Below are 17950 nucleotides of genomic sequence, written 5' to 3' on the forward strand. Positions count from 1 at the left end.
CGTGGCACATTTGAAAGAGCAAGAACTGACTTGGACCGACCTCGACCAGCGCGCCGTTGACACTGTGCGCGTCCTGGCCGCCGACGCCGTCGAGAAGGTGGGCAACGGCCACCCCGGCACCGCGATGAGCCTGGCGCCGGCCGCCTACCTTCTGTTCCAGAAGCTGATGCGGCACGACCCGGCGAACCCGGACTGGATCGGCCGCGACCGCTTCATCCTCTCCCCCGGCCACACTTCCCTGACGCTTTACATCCAGCTGTTCCTCTCCGGCTACGGCCTGGAACTGAAGGACCTGGAAGCTCTGCGCACCTGGGGCTCGCTGACCCCGGGCCACCCGGAGTACAAGCACACCGCCGGCGTTGAGATCACCACCGGCCCGCTGGGCCAGGGCCTCGCCTCCTCGGTCGGCTTCGCATACTCGCAGCGCCGCCAGCGCGGCCTGTTCGACGCCGATGCTCCCGCCGGCGAGAGCCCGTTCGACCACACCATTTGGGTCATCGCGTCCGACGGCGACCTCCAGGAAGGCGTGACCTCCGAGGCTTCTTCCCTCGCCGGCCACCAGGAGCTTGGCAACCTCGTGGTCATCTACGATGAGAACCACATCTCCATCGAGGACGACACCGACATCGCCTTCACCGAGGACGTCCTGAAGCGCTACGAAGCCTACGGCTGGCACACCCAGCGCGTTGACTGGACCAAGACCGGCGACTACAAGGAAGACGTCCAGGAGCTCTACTCGGCCCTGCTGGCCGCCAAGGCGGAAACCTCGAAGCCGTCCATCATTTCGCTGCGCACCATCATCGGCTACCCGGCCCCGAAGAAGCAGAACACCGGCAAGATCCACGGTTCAGCCCTGGGTTCGGAAGAAGTGGCAGCGCTGAAGAACGTCCTCGGCTTTGACCCCGAGAAGTCCTTCGAGGTGGACGAGGACGTGCTGGCCCACGCCCGTGCCGTCGTCGACCGCGGTGCCCACGCACGCAAGGAATGGGAAGAGTCCTTCTCCGCCTGGCAGTCCGCCAACCCGGAAGCTGCCGCCCTGCTGGAGCGCGTCGAGGCCCGCCAGCTCCCCGCCGAGCTCGACGGCGCCCTGCCGGTCTTCCCGGCCGGCAAGGATGTTTCCACCCGCGCTGCGTCCGGCAAGGTCCTGAACGCCATCGGCCCGGTCATGCCGGAACTCTGGGGCGGCTCGGCCGACCTCGCCGAGTCCAACAACACCACGATCGAAGGCTCGCCGTCGTTCGTTCCTGCAGGGAAGCAGACCACCGCCTGGTCCGGCAACCCGTACGGCCGCGTCCTGCACTTCGGTATCCGTGAGCACGCCGCAGCCTCGATCGTGAACGGCATCAGCCTGCACGGCAAGACCCGCGCATTCTCCGGCACGTTCCTGATCTTCAGCGACTACCAGCGTCCCGCCATCCGCCTCGGCGCCCTCATGGGCGTGCCGTCCCTGTATGTCTGGACGCACGACTCCATCGGCCTGGGCGAGGACGGCCCGACGCACCAGCCGGTGGAGCAGCTCGCCTCGCTGCGTGCGATCGTCGGCCTCGACGTCGTCCGTCCGGGCGATGCCAATGAGGTCGCGGCAGCGTGGAAGACCATGCTGGAAAACCACGAGAACCCGGCCGGCATTGTCCTGACCCGCCAGAACATCCCCACCTACGAGCGTGGCGAGGGCGCGGCCGAGGGTGACACCTTCGGTTCGACTGCTGGCGTTGCCAAGGGCGGCTACGTGCTGGCCGAGGCGTCCAAGGACGGCAAGACCGTGGACGCGCAGGTCATCCTGATCGGCACCGGCTCCGAGGTCCAGCTGGCTGTCGAGGCCCGCGAGGCACTCCAGGCCGAAGGCATCGCCACCCGCGTGGTGTCCATGCCGTGTGTCGAGTGGTTCAACAAGCAGGACGCCGCCTACCGCGAGGCAGTCCTGCCCGCAGCGGTCAAGGCCCGCGTGTCCGTCGAAGCGGGACTTGCCCTTGGCTGGAAGGAATTCGTCGGCGACGCCGGCCGCTCCGTCAGCCTCGAGCACTACGGCGCCTCGGCAGACTACAAGCGCCTCTTCCAGGAATTCGGCATCACGGCAGAAGCAGTTGCCGCCGCCGCCAAGGATTCCCTCGCCGGACTCCAGTCCTGACAGCACCCCACAGTTCAAGGAGATTAGAAATGACTAGCACTCCCACCCAGCAGCTTTCCGACGCCGGTGTTTCCATCTGGCTCGATGACCTCTCCCGCGGCCGCCTGAAGACCGGCACGCTGCAGAAGCTGATCGAAGAGAAGAACGTTGTGGGTGTCACCACGAACCCCAGCATCTTCCACGCCGCCATCACCACCGGGCACGACTACGACGCCACCATCGCGGCCCAGGCCGCTGCCGGCGCCTCCATCGAAGAGACCATCTTCGAAATCACGACGACGGACGTCGCCGACGCCTGCGACCTCTTCGCCCCGGTTGCCGCCGCCACCAAGGGTGTGGACGGCCGCGTCTCCATCGAGGTGGACCCCCGCCTCGCCTGGGACACTGCCGGAACGATCGCCGAGGCCAAGCACCTGTACAAGAAGGTCAACCGCGACAACGTCCACATCAAGATCCCTGCAACGCTTGAGGGCCTGGAAGCCATCACGGCCACCCTGGCTGAGGGCATCAGCGTCAACGTGACCCTGATCTTCTCGCTGGAGCGCTACCGCGCCGTCATCAACGCCTTCCAGAGCGGTCTGGAGCAGGCCAAGGACAACGGCCACGACCTCTCCAAGATCCACTCCGTCGCCTCGTTCTTCGTGTCCCGCGTGGACACCGAGATCGACAAGCGACTGGACGCGATCGGCACCGAGGAAGCCAAGGCCCTCAAGGGCAAGGCCGGCGTCGCCAACGCCCGCCTCGCCTACCAGGTCTACGAGGAGCTCTTCTCCACCGAACGCTGGGCTGTGCTGGCCGAAGCCGGCGCCCTGCCGCAGCGCCCGCTGTGGGCCTCCACCGGCGTGAAGGACCCGGCCTACCCGGACACCCTGTACGTCACGGAGCTCGTTGCCCCCGGCGTAGTCAACACCATGCCGGAGAAGACCCTGGACGCCACGTTCGACCACGGCGTGGTCACCGGTGACACCATCACCGGCGGCTACGATGAAGCGAACGCCACCCTCAACGCCCTCGACGCGCTCGGCGTGTCCTACAACGAGGTCGTCGCCCTGCTGGAATCCGAAGGCCTGGACAAGTTTGTGGCCAGCTGGAAGGAACTGCTGGCCGACGTTGAAGGCGCTCTCGCCACCGCACGGAAGGCTTCCTAACCCAACATGAGCACACTCAGCTACGACGCCACCGGTGCCGCCCGGAAGGCTCTTGAGCAGCACCTGCCCGCCCTCGTGGAAGACCGGGTTGCCACCCGGATCTTCGCCAAGGACCACACCCTGTGGGGTCCGGATGCGGAAGCCGAGTCGGCCATCCGCCTGGGCTGGGTCGAGGCGGCCACCGTCTCCCGGTCCCTGGTGGACGGCATCCTGGAACTCCGGGATGCCCTAAAGGCCGAGGGGGTGACCCGGATTGTCCTGTGCGGCATGGGCGGGTCCTCCCTCGCTCCTGAAGTGATTGCCGGCACCGCTGGCGTCGAGCTGACTGTGCTGGACAGCACCGACCCCGAACAGGTCGGTGCTGCCCTCGCGGAACGTCTGGAGGAAACCGCGATCGTGGTGTCCTCGAAGTCCGGTTCAACCCTGGAAACCGATTCGCAGCGCCGGATCTTTGAGCACGCCTTCACCGAGGCCGGCCTCGACGCCAAGAGCCGGATCATCGTTGTCACCGATCCGGGGTCCCCGCTGGACAAGGCGTCCCGGGACGCCGGTTACCGGGCCGTGTTCAACGCGGACCCGAACGTGGGCGGCCGCTACTCGGCCCTGACGGCCTTCGGCCTGGTCCCCTCCGGCCTGGCCGGGGTGGACATCGCGGCCCTGCTGGACGAGGCAGAGGAAGCCGCCGAGATCCTGAACGAGGACGCACCCGAGAACATCGGGCTGGTCCTGGGTGCCACCCTGGGCGGCACCAACCCGCTGCGGAACAAGGTGGTCATCGCGGAGGACGGCTCCGGCATCGTCGGCTTCGCTGACTGGGCCGAACAGCTCATCGCCGAATCCACGGGCAAGCTGGGCACCGGCATCCTGCCGGTGGTCGCCGGGCCGGACGCCCCGGAGGTCACCTCCGGCGCCGAAGATGTCCTGGTGGTCCGCCTCGTGAACCCGGATGCCGACGTCGAACTCGGCGAGAACGAAGTTGCGATTGCCGGGGGCCTCGCCTCGCAGATGATGGTCTGGGAATTCGCCACCGCCGTCGCCGGGCGCCTGCTGGGCATCAACCCGTTTGACCAGCCCGACGTCGAAGCCGCCAAGGTGGCTGCCCGCGGTCTGCTGGACGCGCAGCCGGAACCGACGCCGGCTGCTTTCGTTGACGGTGCCATCGAGGTCCGCGGCGGCGACTGGCTGGGCAAGGCTTCCACTGCAGAGGGCGCCGTAAAGGCACTGCTGGACACACTCGAGGCCGACAGCTACCTGAGCGTCCAGGCCTACTTCGACCGCCTGGCCTACGCGCCGCTTGAGGGCGTCCGGGACGACCTCGCCGCCGTGAGCGGCCGTCCGGTCACCTTCGGCTGGGGACCCCGGTTCCTGCACTCCACCGGCCAGTTCCACAAGGGCGGCCCCGCCATCGGTGTCTTCCTGCAGGTCACGGCGGCGTCCGCGCAGGACCTCGCGATTCCGGAGCGTCCGTTCACCTTCGGCGAGCTGATCGCGGCCCAGGCCGCCGGCGACGCCCAGGTCCTCAGCGAGCACGGCCGGCCCGTGCTGCGCCTGCACCTGACCGACCGGGCAGCGGGCGTGGCCCAGCTGCAGGAGATTGTTTCGTCGCTGGCCGCCACGGCAGCATCCGCCACTGAGAGCTAAGGCACCGATTCCACCATGCCAGATACTTTGAACGGCAAAAGGACAGCCAGCCGGTCCGGGAACCCCTTGCGGGACCCGCGGGACCGGCGGCTGAACCGGATTGCCGGACCGTCCTCGCTTGTGCTCTTCGGAGTCACCGGGGACCTTGCCCGTAAGAAGCTCATGCCCGCCGTGTATGACCTCGCCAACCGTGGCCTGCTGCCGCCGAGCTTCGCGCTGGTCGGTTTCGGCCGGCGGGACTGGGACAACGAGGACTTCGCCTCCGAGGTCAAGGACGCCGTGAAGTCCTACGCCCGGACCCCGTTCGATGAGGCGGTCTGGAACCAGCTCTCCGAGGGCATCCGGTTCGTGCAGGGCGCGTTCGACGACGATGCCGCGTTTGAGCGGCTCGGCGAGACGATCAAGGAACTCGACGAGAACCGCGGCACCCGCGGGAACCACGCGTTCTACCTGTCGATCCCGCCGAAGGCGTTTGAGCAGGTCTGCCGGCAGCTGTCCAAGCATGGCCTGGCGCAGGCCGAGGGCGAGAAGTGGCGCCGGGTGGTGATCGAGAAGCCGTTCGGCCACGACCTCGAATCCGCACGGCAACTCAATGACATTGTCGAGTCGGTGTTCCCGCAGGACGCGGTGTTCCGGATCGACCACTACCTGGGCAAGGAGACGGTCCAGAACATCCTGGCGCTGCGCTTCGCGAACCAGCTGTTCGAGCCGCTCTGGAACGCGAACTACGTGGACCACGTGCAGATCACCATGGCCGAGGACATCGGCACCGGCGGCCGGGCAGGGTATTACGACGGCGTGGGCGCGGCCCGGGACGTGATCCAGAACCACCTGCTGCAGCTGCTGGCCCTGACAGCGATGGAGGAACCCATCTCCTTCAACGCCGATGACCTGCGCGCGGAGAAGGAAAAGGTCCTGGCCGCGGTCAGGCTCCCCGAAGACCTGTCCACGCATTCGGCCCGCGGGCAGTTCGCCGGCGGCTGGCAGGGCGGGGAGCAGGTTCAGGGGTACCTGGAGGAAGAGGGCATCCCGGCGGACTCGACCACCGAAACGTATGCCGCGATCCGGGTGGATATCAATACCCGCCGCTGGTCCGGGGTGCCGTTCTACCTGCGGGCCGGCAAGCGGCTCGGACGCCGCGTGACGGAGATCGCGGTGGTGTTCAAGCGGGCACCGAACCTGCTCTTCCGGGACCACAGCGACGACGATTTCGGGCAGAACGCGGTAGTGATCCGGGTCCAGCCCGACGAGGGCGCCACGATCCGGTTCGGGTCCAAGGTCCCCGGCACGCAGATGGAAGTCCGGGACGTGACCATGGACTTTGGCTACGGGCACTCGTTCACCGAGTCCAGCCCCGAAGCCTACGAGCGGCTGATCCTGGACGTGCTCCTGGGCGAGCCGCCGCTGTTCCCGCGGCACGAGGAAGTGGAGCTGTCCTGGAAGATCCTGGACCCCTTCGAAGAGTACTGGGCCGGCCTGGGCGAACAGCCCGAGCCGTACGCGCCCGGAAGCTGGGGCCCGGCCTCGGCTGACGAGCTGCTCGCCCGCGACGGACGCACCTGGAGAAGGCCATGATCGTAGACCTGCCGAACACCACCACCTCGAACGTTTCCAAGAAGATCCAGTCCCTGCGCGAGCAGGGCGGCGTGATCGCCCTGGGCCGGGTCCTGACCCTCGTGGTGGTCACCAAGTCCGGGCTCGAGGAAGAAGCGATCGAGGCGGCCAACGAGGCCAGCCGCGAACACCCCTGCCGGATCATCGTGCTCGCCGACGCCGGCTCGTCCGCGCCCAACCGCCTCGACGCGCAGATCCGGGTCGGCGGCGACGCCGGAGCCTCCGAGGTCATCGTGCTGCGGGGCTTCGGTGAGCTCGCCGAGGAAAGCGAGTCCCTGGTCGCCGCGCTGCTGCTGCCCGACGCTCCGATCGTGGCCTGGTGGCCGCACGGTGCACCGAAAAACGCATCCGAAACCTCGATTGGCCGCATCGCGCACCGCAGGATCACCGACTCGGCGAACGAGGCCGAGCCGCAGGTGGCGCTGGAGAACATCCGGAACACCTACAAGGCCGGCGACACCGACCTCGCCTGGACCCGGCTGACGAACTGGCGCATCCAGCTCGCCGCCGTACTGGACCAGGCCGACTCCTCGCCCGTCACCGCCGTCGCGGTCGAAGGCGCCTCGGACTCGCCCAGCACCATCCTGCTCGCGGCCTGGCTGACCCTGTCCCTGGACGCCCCGGTCACGATCGTGGCGGACCCCGCAGGCACCGGCATCCGCCGCGTCCGGCTCACCCGCCCGGGCGGCGACGTCCAGCTCTTCCGCCCCGGACTCTCCATCGCCGAACTCACCCAGCCCGGCCAGCCCGCGCAACGGATCTCCCTGCCGCGCCGCAGCCTCCGCGACTGCCTCGCTGAGGAGCTCCGCCGCTTGGACCCCGACGAAGTATTCGGCGAAGTGATTACTATTGGACTGCCACGTACCAATCTAAGGAGTGTCCGTCCCAGTGAGCGCTGAGCCCAGAGTAAGCATCCATCCTGACTCTTCCGTACTCATGGCAGCCATTGCGGCCCGCCTGATCACCAAGCTCGTGGACGTGCAGGACCGATTCGGTGAAGCGACGGTGGTGCTAACCGGAGGCACGGTGGGCATCGGAACGCTGAAGGCCGTGGCCGATTCGCCGGCCGCGCCCGCGGTGGACTGGGCAAAGGTGAACTTTTGGTGGGGCGACGAGCGTTTCGTGGGCGCCCAGGACCCGGACCGCAATGCGGTCCAGGCCCAGGAAGCGCTCCTGAAGCACATCAATGTTGATCCCGCGCGCGTCCACGTGCCCGGGTCGACGGATGACTTCGGCTCACCGGAGGAGGCTGCAGAGGACTACGCACGCCGCCTCAGCGAGGCGGCAGCGGCCGAGCACGCCGCGGACGCTTCGGACGACCGCCCCGAGGAGCCGGGCCGGCTACCCCGGTTCGACGTCGTGCTGCTGGGCGTGGGTCCCGACGCGCACGTGGCGTCCCTGTTCCCGGAGCAGGGCGGCATCCGCGAGAAGCAGCTGACGGTGGTGGGGGTCCGCAACTCCCCCAAGCCGCCGCCCGAGCGCATCTCCCTGACCCTGCCGGCGATCAACACCTCCGCTGAGGTGTGGATGGTGGTGGCAGGCGAGGACAAGGCCGGTGCCGTGGGCCTGGCCCTCGCCGGGGCCAATCCCGTGCAGGTGCCGGCGTCCGGTCCCGCGGGCCGGTCCCGGACGCTGTGGCTGATCGACGAAAACGCGGCCTCGCGCGTTCCTGAACAGCTAGTCAGGAAGGCGCCGGCCGGCTCTTAGCCGCTCCAGCGCTCCAGCCAGTACGTCTTCGGCGTCCTGGCTGGAGCGTCTTTCTTTAACGTATTCGAGGTGGGTCTTGAAGCCCTCTTCCGGGGTTTCGCCGGGCAGCCCGGCACCGGGATTGCGCGACGCCGGGCGGCCGCAGTGGCGGCAGTCCCACAAGTCCGGAATCTGGTCGTCCGGCAGCTTAAGAAAGACAGGCCGCGTCTCGTGTCCCATGGCGCACCAGTAGGAGACACAAATACGTGGCAGGGGCTCCCCGAGAGGATCATCCCCCTGGTTCTTCATTCCGGCTCCTTGAATGACACCCACGCGGGTGCCGCGGAATCCTGAAGAGGTATGCACCATGGGAACTCCCTCGCTGCTAATGGCGGCGCTGCCGTTAGATCCGATAGCGACAGTTTAGACGATATGAAGTGGAACGGGTCACCTGGTCCGCCCGGGGTGCCGGCCATCATCGCCGGGGCCGGTCCTGCAGCGCCGGCTTGATGTGATTCGGTTGGCCTGATGCGGGGAGCGGCGCTGCAGGGCCTGTTTCCCGGCGGTCATGTCCTTTATCCCGGACGGGCCAGGTACACAGGGACGGGGGCCGGGGCCTTCTGTTTCACGGCATCCGTGGGTTGCCATTAGGCGGCTCCCGTGGCCTGGGTGACCAATCGGGGGTGCAATGGTAGTGCCACATGTGAGGTTGGGAGGTCCCGGCTATGTTCGAGCATACTTTCATTGGTCTGGATGTTCACGCGGTCAACGTAGTTGGTCATGCACTGAACCCAGGCACCGGTGAAATTGTCAGGCACACGATGGGCGTCGACCCGGCCGTAGTTCTGGAGTGGGTGCGGCGGTTCGAGCCGCCTGTCAAGGTTGTGTACGAGTCCGGCCCCACCGGGTTTTCTTTGGCCCGGTACCTGCAGGAGGCGGGCATCAACTGTGTGGTGGCGGCTTCTTCAAAGCTGCTGAGGGCCCCCGGCGACCGGGTGAAAACGGACCGGCGGGATGCGCAGGTTCTGGCTGACATGCTGGCGGTCGGGTCGGTCACGGAGGTCCGCATCCCGGATCCTGACGAAGAAGCCTTGCGCGATCTGTCGCGGCTGCGCGCCGCCACGGCCAAGGACCTCGCGCACTCCCGCCAGCGGGTAAATGCCGTCCTGTTGCGCCACGGGATCCGCTACCCCAAAGTTACAAGGTGGACTCAGGAGCACCGTGCGTGGTTGCTCCACCAGCACTTTCCTGAGCTAGCGCTGCAGTTCACTTACGACGCCGATGTCGAGCAGGCCGAGCTGCTGGCCACCCACCTGGCGCGCATCGATACACAAATCGCCAGCAGGGCGGCAAACTGCCGCTACACGCAGGTCATTGACGCACTGATGTGTCTTCGCGGCATCCGACTCACGACAGCGTTCGGGCTCGCCGTCGAGATCGGTGAATGGACCCGCTTCACCGGCTCGTCCATCGGCTCCTATCTTGGCCTGGTCCCCAGCGAAGAATCATCCGGCCAATCACGGCACCAAGGCCCGATCACCAAGGCGGGGAACACCTACGCCCGAAGCCTCCTGATTGAAGCAGCCTGGCAGCACCGGCGCCCCTACTCCCGGCCGGGGGATCGATTGCTGCGCCAGTTTGATCTCGTCCCCCAGCAACCCGCATCCGGGCTCTGGAAGGGAACCACCGGCTGCATCGCAAGTGGCGACACTTCGACGAACGCCACAAGATGCCCGTCAAGGCCAACACCGCGATCGCCCGCGAACTCGCCGGCTGGTGCTGGTCTCTGGCGGCCCCGCTCCAGCAGGGAGGTCGCATGACCGCGGCCTAACGAACGTGCCACCGAGCGGTGAAAGCAGCGGAGGGCGAAGGCCAGCATCCGGAGCTAACTCGAGAACGCACTATGAGCAGACGGGCCACCCATCTCCGCCGACGCTCGATCTTAGACACCGATATTGCTCCAGCCGAACAAATCGTCCTGCGGTAACCAACCCGCGAATATCAGACTGACACTGCAGTCGACAACGACCCGCCAACACCCCAGCAGCCCACCGCCCGGCTGGCATATGGATGAGCGGCCCCCAAAAAACCGAGCCCAGGAGGCCGCTCATCCATATGCCTCTTGACAACCGGATCTACATATCAGTGCGTGCTTCCCTTGGCGGCACGGAAAAGCCCGGCCCAATCAGGAACAGATCCTGACCGGGCCGGGCTCGTCGTACTAAACGGCTGCGTCAGCCTTAGGAGTCAGCCACACCCGTGAAGCGCATCAGCAGGCCGAGCGCGATAATCACGACGCCCCAGGTGACGCCGAGGATGATGGTGAACCTGTTCAGATTGCGCTCAGCAACGCCTGAGGAGGCCAGCCCCGAGCTCATGCCGCCGCCGAACATGTCCGACAGGCCGCCGCCGCGCCCCTTGTGGAGCAGGATGAGCAGGGTCAGCAGAAGGCTGGTAATGCCCAGCAGGATCTGCAGAATCACATGAAGAACGTCCACGACGGCCTTTCCAAAGTTGGTGGATGCGGGAGCGTGCCGGTACCGGACTAGTCCGTTACGAGGTGGCTCTCGAACTTGACAATATTAGCAAACTCAGCGGGATCAAGGCTGGCACCGCCCACCAGCACGCCGTCGACGTCGCGCTCTTTGAGGATGGCGGCAGCGTTGCTGGCCTTGACCGAACCGCCGTACAGCAGGCGGACCTTGGCGGCCACGTCAGCGTCGAACAGCTCGGTGAGCTCGGCACGGATCGCGGCGCACATCTCCTGGGCGTCCTCCGGGCCCGCAACCTCACCGGTGCCGATGGCCCAGACAGGCTCATAGGCGACGACGAGTTCGGCCGCCTGCTCGGGGGTGAGGCCTTCGACGTCGGCGCGGAGCTGGTCCAGTGTGTGCTGGACGTGTGTGCCCGCCTGGCGGATCTCCAGGCCTTCCCCGACGCAGAGCACGGGGATGAGGTTGTGGCGGTAGGCAGCCTTGACCTTGGCGTTCAGGACTTTGTCAGATTCAGCATGGATGGTCCGGCGTTCGCTGTGGCCGACGAGGACGTACTTGCAGCCGAGCTTGTTCAGGAACTGGCCGGAAATGTCCCCGGTGTAGGCGCCGGAATCGAACTGCGACAGGTCCTGGCCGCCGTAGACGATGTCCAGTTCGTCGCCCTGGACGAGGGTCTGCACACCCCGGAGGTCGGTGAAGGGCGGGAAGACGGCGGCTTCCACACGGCTGTAGTCGTGCTTGGCGTCGGACAGTGTCCAGGCCAGCTTCTGCAGGAGGGTGATGCCCTGGACGTGGTCCATGTTCATCTTCCAGTTGCCTGCGATCAAAGGCGTACGGTCAAAGGTGCCGTTGGTTGACGTAGTCACGTGTTCTCCAATAGTGCCGGTCAATCTGCTGATCATGTGAACAGCCGGCAGGGCGCCTCCGCGGTGCGGAAGGTGCCCTGCCGGCTGGTGTGTCTTTAGCGGTCCAGAACGCTCAGGCCGGGAAGTTCCTTGCCTTCAAGGTATTCCAGGCTGGCGCCGCCGCCGGTGGAAATGTGTCCGAACTGGTCATCGGCGAAGCCGAGCGTGCGGACGGCAGCGGCGGAGTCGCCGCCGCCGACGACGGTGAACGCGTCGGTCTCCGTCAGCGCCTGGGCGATGGCCCGGGTGCCTGCGGAAAATGCCTCGAACTCGAAGACGCCCATGGGGCCGTTCCAGAACACGGTCTTGGCGCCCTTGATCTGCTCGGCAAACGCCCGGGCGGACTCGGGTCCGATGTCCAGGCCGATGCCCTGCGCCCCGAAGCTGCTGCCTTCGATGGCGTCGGCGCTGACCGTCTCGTGGTCGGCGTCGGCGGCGAACTTGGCTGCCACCACGACGTCCGTTGGGATAACGAACTCCGTGCCGGCGTCGGCTGCGCGCTTGAGGTAGTCCTGGACGACCGGGATCTGGTCCTCTTCCAGCAGGCTTCCGGCCACCTTGTGACCCTCGGCTGCCAGGAACGTGAACAGCATGCCGCCGCCCACCAGGATGGTGTCAGCCTTGCCGAGCAGGTTGTCGATGACCGCGAGCTTGTCAGAAACCTTCGAACCGCCGAGGACCACAACGTAGGGACGCTGGGTGTCTGCGGTCAGCTTGCGGAGGACTTCCACCTCGGTGCCCACAAGGTCGCCGAGGTACGACGGGAGCCGGGTGGCGACGTCGTAAACGCTGGCGTGCTTGCGGTGCACGGCGCCGAAGGCGTCGTTCACGAAGGCGCCGTTGTCACCGGTGAGTCCTACCAGTTCGTCAGCGAACGCGCCGCGCTCGGCCCCGTCCTTGCTGGTCTCGCGCGCGTCGAACCGCACGTTCTCGAGGACCAGGACCTGGCCGTCCTGCAGCGCAGCCGCCTTCTCCTTGGCCGAGGGTCCTACCGTGTCCTCCGCGAGGGAGACAGGGAAGGAAGCCAGCTCGGCCAGGCGGGCCACCGCCGGCTTGAGCGAGTACTTGTCTTCGGGGGCGCCCTTGGGGCGGCCGAGGTGGGCTGTTACCAGCACGCGGGCACCGGCGTCCGTGAGCTTTCCCAGTACTGGCAGTGAGGCCCGGATGCGGCCGTCGTCAGTCACTGTAGAGCCGTCGAGCGGCACATTCAGGTCACTTCGAACCAGAATGTACCGCCCGCGGACACCTTCAGCGATCAGTTCGTTGAGGGTGTGAGATGTCATGTAGCTAACCCTAGCCCAGCTTGGCCGCTACAAGCTCCGTCAGGTCCACGAGGCGGTTGGAGTAGCCCCATTCGTTGTCATACCAGGAAACAACCTTGACCTGGTTGCCAATGACCTTGGTCAAACCGGAGTCAAAGATGGACGAGGCGGGGTCGCCGACGATGTCCGAGGAGACGATCGGGGCGTCGGTGTAGGTCAGGATGCCCTGCCACTCGTCCGACTCTGCGGCCTTCTTGAGCGTGGCGTTGACTTCCTCGACGGTGGTCTCGCGGGAGACCGTCACGGTGAGGTCGGTGGCGGAGCCGGTGGGGACCGGAACGCGGATGGCGTAGCCGTCCAGCTTGCCCTTGAGCTCCGGCAGGACCAGGCCGATGGCCTTGGCCGCACCCGTGGAGGTGGGAACCATGTTGATGGCGGCGGCGCGGGCACGGCGGAGGTCGTTGTGCGGGCCGTCCTGCAGGTTTTGGTCTGCGGTGTAGGCGTGCACGGTGGTCATCAGGCCACGCTCGATGCCGAAGGCATCGTTGACAACCTTGGCCAGCGGTCCGAGGCAGTTGGTGGTGCAGGAAGCGTTGGAGATGATGTGGTGGTTCTCGGGGTCGTAGAGGCCGTCGTTGACGCCCATCACGATGGTGATGTCCTCGTCCGAGGCGGGGGCGGAGATCAGGACCTTCTTGGCGCCGGCTTCGATGTGCTTCTTGGCCGCAGCAGCCTTGGTGAAAAAGCCGGTGGACTCGATGACGATGTCAACGCCCAGGTCCTTCCAAGGGAGGTTGGCGGGGTCGCGCTCGGCCAGGACCTTGATGGCGTTGCCGTTGACGACGAGGTTGCCTTCCTTGACCTCAATGGTTTCGGCCAGGCGTCCGCCCACGGAATCGTACTTGAGCAGGTGTGCCAGCGCCTCGGGGCTGGTGAGGTCGTTGACGGCTACGATCTCAAGATCCGCGCCCTGGGCAAGCGCTGCGCGGAAGTAGTTGCGGCCGATGCGGCCGAAGCCGTTGATACCAATACGGGTCGTCACTTTAGTCTCCTTTGTGCCTTGGAAGCACAACTAGTAAGCGGGCGTTGAAGCCAACTAACAGATCCCGCACGCCATTGGGCAGAGATATTTTTCAGATCGGAGGGCGACCAGCCTCATTGCTGAAGGCTAACCGCCTTCCGTGATCCATCTTACGTTTAAGTAGGTCTGCCCCCGCAAGTGCGGGGGCAGACCGTCCAGAATTCGGCCCTAAAGTCGCCGAATGTGAAGTTTGTTACTGCTTTATGTTCGCCAAATCACACTTAGAGGGTGATGAGGCCCGTCGCATTGGCGCGCGCGGCGGCAAAACGGGCGGACACGTCAGCCCAGTTCACGATGTTCCAGAACGCCTTGACGTAGTCGGCCTTGACGTTGACGTAGTCCAGGTAGAAGGCGTGCTCCCACATGTCCAGCATCAGCAGCGGGGTGGTGCCCAATGCGACGTTGCCCTGCTGGTCGTAGAGCTGCTCGATGACGAGGTTGCCGCCGATGGGCTCATAGGCCAGGAAGCCCCAGCCCGATCCCTGCAGGCCGAGGGCGGCTGCGGAGAACTGGGCACGGAAGGCGTCGAACGAGCCGAAGGCGTCGTCGATGGCTGCGGCGAGCTCACCTTCGGGCTTGTCGCCTCCGTCCGGGGAGAGGTTGTTCCAGAACACGGAGTGGTTGATGTGGCCGCCGGTGTGGAAGGCCAGGTCCTTGGAAAGCCGGTTGATGTTGGCGAAGTCGCCCTTTTCGCGCGCCTCGGCCAGCTGGGCCAGCGCGTTGTTGGCGCCCGTCACGTACGCGGCGTGGTGCTTGCTGTGGTGCAGCTCCATGATCCGTGCAGAGATGTGGGGCTCGAGCGCTGCGTAGTCGTAGCTGAGTTCGGGCAGAACGTACTCGGTCACAAAATCCTCCAATGTCGTGGACAGTTTGTCCGGTTGTGCTAACTCTCGGATTGTGCATCCCGGACGACGGGTCATCCGGAAAACTACGATGGCGGCAACAGCCGCCACCTGGTCTTGATTCTATGGGCGCCGTTTACTCGTCCAGCATTTCCGGCGTCACATTGGCATCCGTACCCGGGATGCCAAGATCGGAGGCGCGTTTGTCCGCCATTGCCAGCAGCCGGCGGATGCGCCCGGCGATGGCGTCCTTGGTCATGGGTGGATCGGCAAGCCGGCCGAGTTCGTCGAGGCTGGCCTGCTTGTGGGCCACCCGGAGTTCACCGGCGTACTTGAGGTGGTCCGGGACGTCGTCGCCGAGGATCTCAAGGGCCCGGTCAACCCGTGCGCCGGCCGCGACGGCAGCCTGCGCCGAGCGGCGGAGGTTGGCGTCGTCAAAGTTGGCGAGCCGGTTCGCCGTCGCCCGGACCTCCTTGCGCATGCGCCGTTCCTCCCAGACCATGAGGGCGTCGTGGGCGCCCATCCGGGTGAGCAGCGCGGCGATGGTATCGCCGTCGCGGATCACCACGCGGTCCACTCCCCTGACTTCCCTGGCCTTGGCCTGAATGCCGAGCCGGCGCGCCGCGCCGACCAGTGCGAGGGCCGATTCCGGGCCGGGGCAGGTGACCTCCATGGACGAGGACCGGCCGGGCTCGGTGAGGGAACCGTGGGCCAGGAAGGCGCCGCGCCACACCGCTTCGGCGTCGGCGGCCGAGCCATTTACGACGACGGACGGCAGCCCGCGCACGGGCCGTCCCCGGCCGTCAAGGAGGCCGGTCTGCCGGGCCAGCGCCTCGCCGTCGCGGACCACGCGGACCACGTACCGGCTGCCGCGGCGCAGGCCGCTGCCGGAGACGACGATGATCTCGCTCTGGTGCCCGTAGACCTCAGCGATTGCGGCGCGCAGGCGCCGGGCGGTGGAGGCGAGGTCCACCTCGGCCTCGATGACGATCCGGCCCGAGATGATGTGCAGTCCTCCGGCGAAGCGGAGCATGGCCGAGACCTCAGCCTTGCGGACTGATGATTTCTTAATGTCCAGGCGGGAGAGTTCTTCCTTGACTGATGCTGTCAGTGCCATGGCACCTTTCCTAACTGTTCCCGAAAATATCCTGGTAGGCCGTGGCCAGCCGCAAGGGGTCGTGGACCGGTCGCCGGCCCGAAGCCCCTACTCTACCCAAGACAACCTCGGCGCCGATCATCCCCGCTGCCCGCTTAAACTCGGCCAGGTCTGAAACCGACGCCGGGTCCGCGAGTACCACATCGGCGCTGAACTCCGGCGCGTAGTCACGCAGGACGTGAAGGTGGTCGGCGGCGGACATGCCTGACGTTTCCTTGGTGTCCATGGCGAGGTTCATGGTGAGGCAGCGCTTCGCAGGCGTGTCGCAGAGCGCCTGCCGCATTTCCGGCAGCAGCAGGTGCGGGAGCACGGACGTGTACCAGGAGCCGGGACCCAGCACCACCCAGTCGGCAAGCTCGACGGCGGTCAGGGCCTCAACGCAGGCGGGAGCCTGCTCGGGAAGCAGCCGGACGCTCTCCAGCGAACCCGCGACCGCGCAGCGGGCTTGGCCCGTGATGGTGGTGACAGTGCTGGTGCCGTCCGGTGCCGTCACGCGGACGTCGCCCTCGATGGTGAGCGGAACGGTGGACATGGGCAGCACCTGTCCCCGGGCGCCGAGCAGGGCGCCGGCCCATTTCAGGCCGGCCACGGCGTCGCCGAGCAGTTCCCAGAGGGTAACGATCAGCAGGTTCCCCATGGCGTGTTCATCCAGGGAGGCGCCGCCGCGGGCGGACCGGAAGCGGTGCTGCATGACGTCGCGCCAGGTGCGGCCCCAGTCGGTGTCATCGCACAGGGCGGACAGCGCCATCCGCAGGTCACCGGGCGGAAGGACGCCGTACTCCTCCCGGAGGCGGCCGGAGGACCCGCCGTCGTCCGCCACGGTGACCACCGCTGTCAGTTCCGACGTCAGCAGGCGCAGTGCGGAGAGGGAGGCCGAAAGGCCGTGGCCGCCGCCGAGCGCGACGACGGTGGGCCCCTTGGCCTGTTGGGAACCGGTCAGGCCGGCCGGCGGAATCAGGGGCAGCGGGCCGGTTAGAACACCCATTACTCGCGGCCCAGGTCCCGGTGCGTCGTGGTCACGGTAACCCGGGGATACTGCGCGAGCCGTTTGGACAGCTCCATGGCGACCGCAACCGAGCGGTGCTTTCCGCCTGTGCATCCGACGGCGATGGTGGCGTAGTGCTTGTTCTCCCGCCGATAGCCCTCCAGGACAGGCTCAAGCGCGAGGACATAGCGCTCCACGAAGTTCGGCACGCCCTCGGCTCCGAGGACGTACTCGCTGACGTCCTGGTCCAGGCCGGTGTGCGGCCGCAGCGCGGGCACCCAGTGCGGGTTCGGGATGAACCTGACGTCGGCCACGTAGTTGGCGTCCACGGGCAGGCCGTACTTGAAGCCGAAGCTCATGATGTTCAGGCGGATCGCGATGGGTCCGGTGTCGGTGAACAGTTCGGTGATCGCGGTGGCGAGCCCGTGCACGTTCAGGGACGAGGTGTCCAGGACGAGGTCGGAGGAGTCGCGCAGTTCCTTGAGGAGTTCACGCTCCGCGGCGATGCCGTCCAGGATCCTGCCGCCGGCCTGGAGCGGGTGCGGGCGCCGGCCCTGTTCGAAACGGCGGACCAGGACGTCGTCGCTGGCGTCAAGGAACAGCACCCGGAACGTGACGCCGCTGGCTTCGAGCGCCCGCAGCGCCGCCCGGATGTCGGCGAAGAGCGCCTTGCTGCGGACGTCCATCACCACGGCAAGCTTGGGGATGGACTGCGGGGCGTGGGACACGAGTTCGGCGAGCGTTCCGAGCATCTGCGGCGGCAGGTTCTCGACGACGTACCAGCCGTGGTCCTCCAGGGCATCGGACGCGGTGCTGCGGCCTGCGCCGGACATTCCGGTCACGATAAGCAGTTCCGCTTCGGCGGGCTTGACCGGTGTCAGGCCGTCCTCTTCCGTGCTGGACTCCGCCGTCGACTCTGCCATTGATTCCAGCCTCATTCCTGCTGCTGCTACCCGCGCGCAATTACCGCCCGGTAGCCGTTTGCTAGTGTTTGCGGCACACGCCGA

Annotated in this window: 16 protein-coding genes; 7 read left to right on the forward strand and 9 right to left on the reverse strand. The window is 66.6% G+C overall.

Features of this window, described 5'->3' with window-relative positions; all coding sequences use genetic code 11:
* Positions 1 to 10 precede the first annotated feature (10 nt).
* Genes tkt through pgl form a run of 6 tightly spaced genes read left to right on the forward strand, consistent with a single transcriptional unit; the run spans position 11 to position 8238 of the window.
* Entirely contained in the window at positions 11 to 2128 is a 2118-nt protein-coding gene (tkt, locus tag ABIE00_RS10995) for a transketolase (RefSeq protein WP_354263327.1), read from the forward strand.
* Between the two features lie 29 nt (positions 2129 to 2157).
* Entirely contained in the window at positions 2158 to 3276 is a 1119-nt protein-coding gene (gene tal, locus ABIE00_RS11000; protein WP_354260153.1) for a transaldolase, read from the forward strand.
* A gap of 6 nt (positions 3277 to 3282) precedes the next feature.
* Positions 3283 to 4917 (forward strand): phosphoglucose isomerase-related protein, encoded by a 1635-nt coding sequence (locus ABIE00_RS11005; protein WP_354260155.1) that lies wholly within the window; start codon positions 3283 to 3285, stop codon positions 4915 to 4917.
* A 15-nt stretch (positions 4918 to 4932) separates the two neighbouring features.
* Positions 4933 to 6492 carry a glucose-6-phosphate dehydrogenase gene (zwf, locus tag ABIE00_RS11010; protein ID WP_331571314.1) on the forward strand — a complete coding sequence of 520 codons (1560 nt, stop codon included), beginning with the start codon at positions 4933 to 4935 and terminating at the stop codon, positions 6490 to 6492.
* Positions 6489 to 7430 (forward strand): glucose-6-phosphate dehydrogenase assembly protein OpcA, encoded by a 942-nt coding sequence (locus ABIE00_RS11015; RefSeq protein ID WP_307102693.1) that lies wholly within the window; start codon positions 6489 to 6491, stop codon positions 7428 to 7430. The genes zwf and ABIE00_RS11015 overlap by 4 nt, the downstream gene beginning before the upstream one ends.
* Positions 7420 to 8238, forward strand: coding sequence for a 6-phosphogluconolactonase (pgl, locus tag ABIE00_RS11020; RefSeq protein WP_354260158.1), 819 nt, complete (start codon positions 7420 to 7422; stop codon positions 8236 to 8238). Before ABIE00_RS11015 ends, pgl begins: the two co-directional genes overlap by 11 nt.
* On the opposite strand, the gene ABIE00_RS11025 is transcribed toward pgl, so the two are convergent.
* Positions 8209 to 8586 carry an RNA polymerase-binding protein RbpA gene (locus ABIE00_RS11025; RefSeq protein WP_354260160.1) on the reverse strand — a complete coding sequence of 126 codons (378 nt, stop codon included), beginning with the start codon at positions 8584 to 8586 and terminating at the stop codon, positions 8209 to 8211. The genes pgl and ABIE00_RS11025 overlap by 30 nt on opposite strands.
* Positions 8587 to 8942: 356 nt before the next feature.
* Between ABIE00_RS11025 and ABIE00_RS11030 the strand changes: the two genes are divergently transcribed.
* The gene (locus tag ABIE00_RS11030; protein WP_354260162.1) at positions 8943 to 10037 is read left to right on the forward strand and encodes an IS110 family RNA-guided transposase; all 1095 of its coding nucleotides are present in this window, start codon (positions 8943 to 8945) and stop codon (positions 10035 to 10037) included.
* A gap of 420 nt (positions 10038 to 10457) precedes the next feature.
* Here the strand turns inward: ABIE00_RS11030 and secG are convergent, their stop codons facing one another.
* The 8 genes from secG to rapZ form a co-directional block, all read right to left on the reverse strand.
* On the reverse strand, positions 10458 to 10715 hold the full coding sequence (secG, locus tag ABIE00_RS11035; RefSeq protein WP_306923517.1) for a preprotein translocase subunit SecG: 258 nt from the start codon (positions 10713 to 10715) through the stop codon (positions 10458 to 10460).
* A gap of 47 nt (positions 10716 to 10762) precedes the next feature.
* On the reverse strand, positions 10763 to 11578 hold the full coding sequence (gene tpiA / locus ABIE00_RS11040) for a triose-phosphate isomerase (RefSeq protein WP_354260164.1): 816 nt from the start codon (positions 11576 to 11578) through the stop codon (positions 10763 to 10765).
* A gap of 95 nt (positions 11579 to 11673) precedes the next feature.
* Positions 11674 to 12900 (reverse strand): phosphoglycerate kinase, encoded by a 1227-nt coding sequence (locus ABIE00_RS11045; RefSeq protein ID WP_354260166.1) that lies wholly within the window; start codon positions 12898 to 12900, stop codon positions 11674 to 11676.
* A gap of 10 nt (positions 12901 to 12910) precedes the next feature.
* A complete protein-coding gene (gene gap, locus ABIE00_RS11050; protein ID WP_003805562.1) occupies positions 12911 to 13921 on the reverse strand; it encodes a type I glyceraldehyde-3-phosphate dehydrogenase in 1011 nt (336 codons plus the stop codon).
* Between the two features lie 260 nt (positions 13922 to 14181).
* Positions 14182 to 14805, reverse strand: coding sequence for a superoxide dismutase (locus tag ABIE00_RS11055; protein WP_003805561.1), 624 nt, complete (start codon positions 14803 to 14805; stop codon positions 14182 to 14184).
* Positions 14806 to 14938: 133 nt separating this feature from the next.
* Positions 14939 to 15919, reverse strand: coding sequence for a DNA-binding protein WhiA (whiA, locus tag ABIE00_RS11060; protein ID WP_003805560.1), 981 nt, complete (start codon positions 15917 to 15919; stop codon positions 14939 to 14941).
* Positions 15920 to 15929: 10 nt separating this feature from the next.
* Complete coding sequence (locus tag ABIE00_RS11065) at positions 15930 to 16943, reverse strand: gluconeogenesis factor YvcK family protein (RefSeq protein ID WP_354260169.1); 1014 nt, start codon at positions 16941 to 16943, stop codon at positions 15930 to 15932.
* Positions 16943 to 17866 carry an RNase adapter RapZ gene (gene rapZ, locus ABIE00_RS11070; RefSeq protein ID WP_331571336.1) on the reverse strand — a complete coding sequence of 308 codons (924 nt, stop codon included), beginning with the start codon at positions 17864 to 17866 and terminating at the stop codon, positions 16943 to 16945. The genes ABIE00_RS11065 and rapZ overlap by 1 nt, the downstream gene beginning before the upstream one ends.
* Positions 17867 to 17950: the final 84 nt, after the last annotated feature.

It is taken from the genome of Arthrobacter sp. OAP107, assembly GCF_040546765.1.
Taxonomy (GTDB): domain Bacteria; phylum Actinomycetota; class Actinomycetes; order Actinomycetales; family Micrococcaceae; genus Arthrobacter.

Bases quoted from the DNA above. Each gene is read 5' to 3' on its own strand.
- tal (WP_354260153.1), top strand. From the start codon at position 2,158: ATGACTAGCACTCCCACCCAGCAGCTTTCCGACGCCGGTGTTTCCATC.
- ABIE00_RS11005 (WP_354260155.1), top strand. From the start codon at position 3,283: ATGAGCACACTCAGCTACGACGCCACCGGTGCCGCCCGGAAGGCTCTT.
- zwf (WP_331571314.1), top strand. From the start codon at position 4,933: ATGCCAGATACTTTGAACGGCAAAAGGACAGCCAGCCGGTCCGGGAAC.
- ABIE00_RS11015 (WP_307102693.1), top strand. From the start codon at position 6,489: ATGATCGTAGACCTGCCGAACACCACCACCTCGAACGTTTCCAAGAAG.
- ABIE00_RS11025 (WP_354260160.1), bottom strand. From the start codon at position 8,586: ATGGTGCATACCTCTTCAGGATTCCGCGGCACCCGCGTGGGTGTCATT.
- ABIE00_RS11030 (WP_354260162.1), top strand. From the start codon at position 8,943: ATGTTCGAGCATACTTTCATTGGTCTGGATGTTCACGCGGTCAACGTA.
- ABIE00_RS11045 (WP_354260166.1), bottom strand. From the start codon at position 12,900: ATGACATCTCACACCCTCAACGAACTGATCGCTGAAGGTGTCCGCGGG.
- whiA (WP_003805560.1), bottom strand. From the start codon at position 15,919: ATGGCACTGACAGCATCAGTCAAGGAAGAACTCTCCCGCCTGGACATT.
- ABIE00_RS11065 (WP_354260169.1), bottom strand. From the start codon at position 16,943: ATGGGTGTTCTAACCGGCCCGCTGCCCCTGATTCCGCCGGCCGGCCTG.
- rapZ (WP_331571336.1), bottom strand. From the start codon at position 17,866: ATGGCAGAGTCGACGGCGGAGTCCAGCACGGAAGAGGACGGCCTGACA.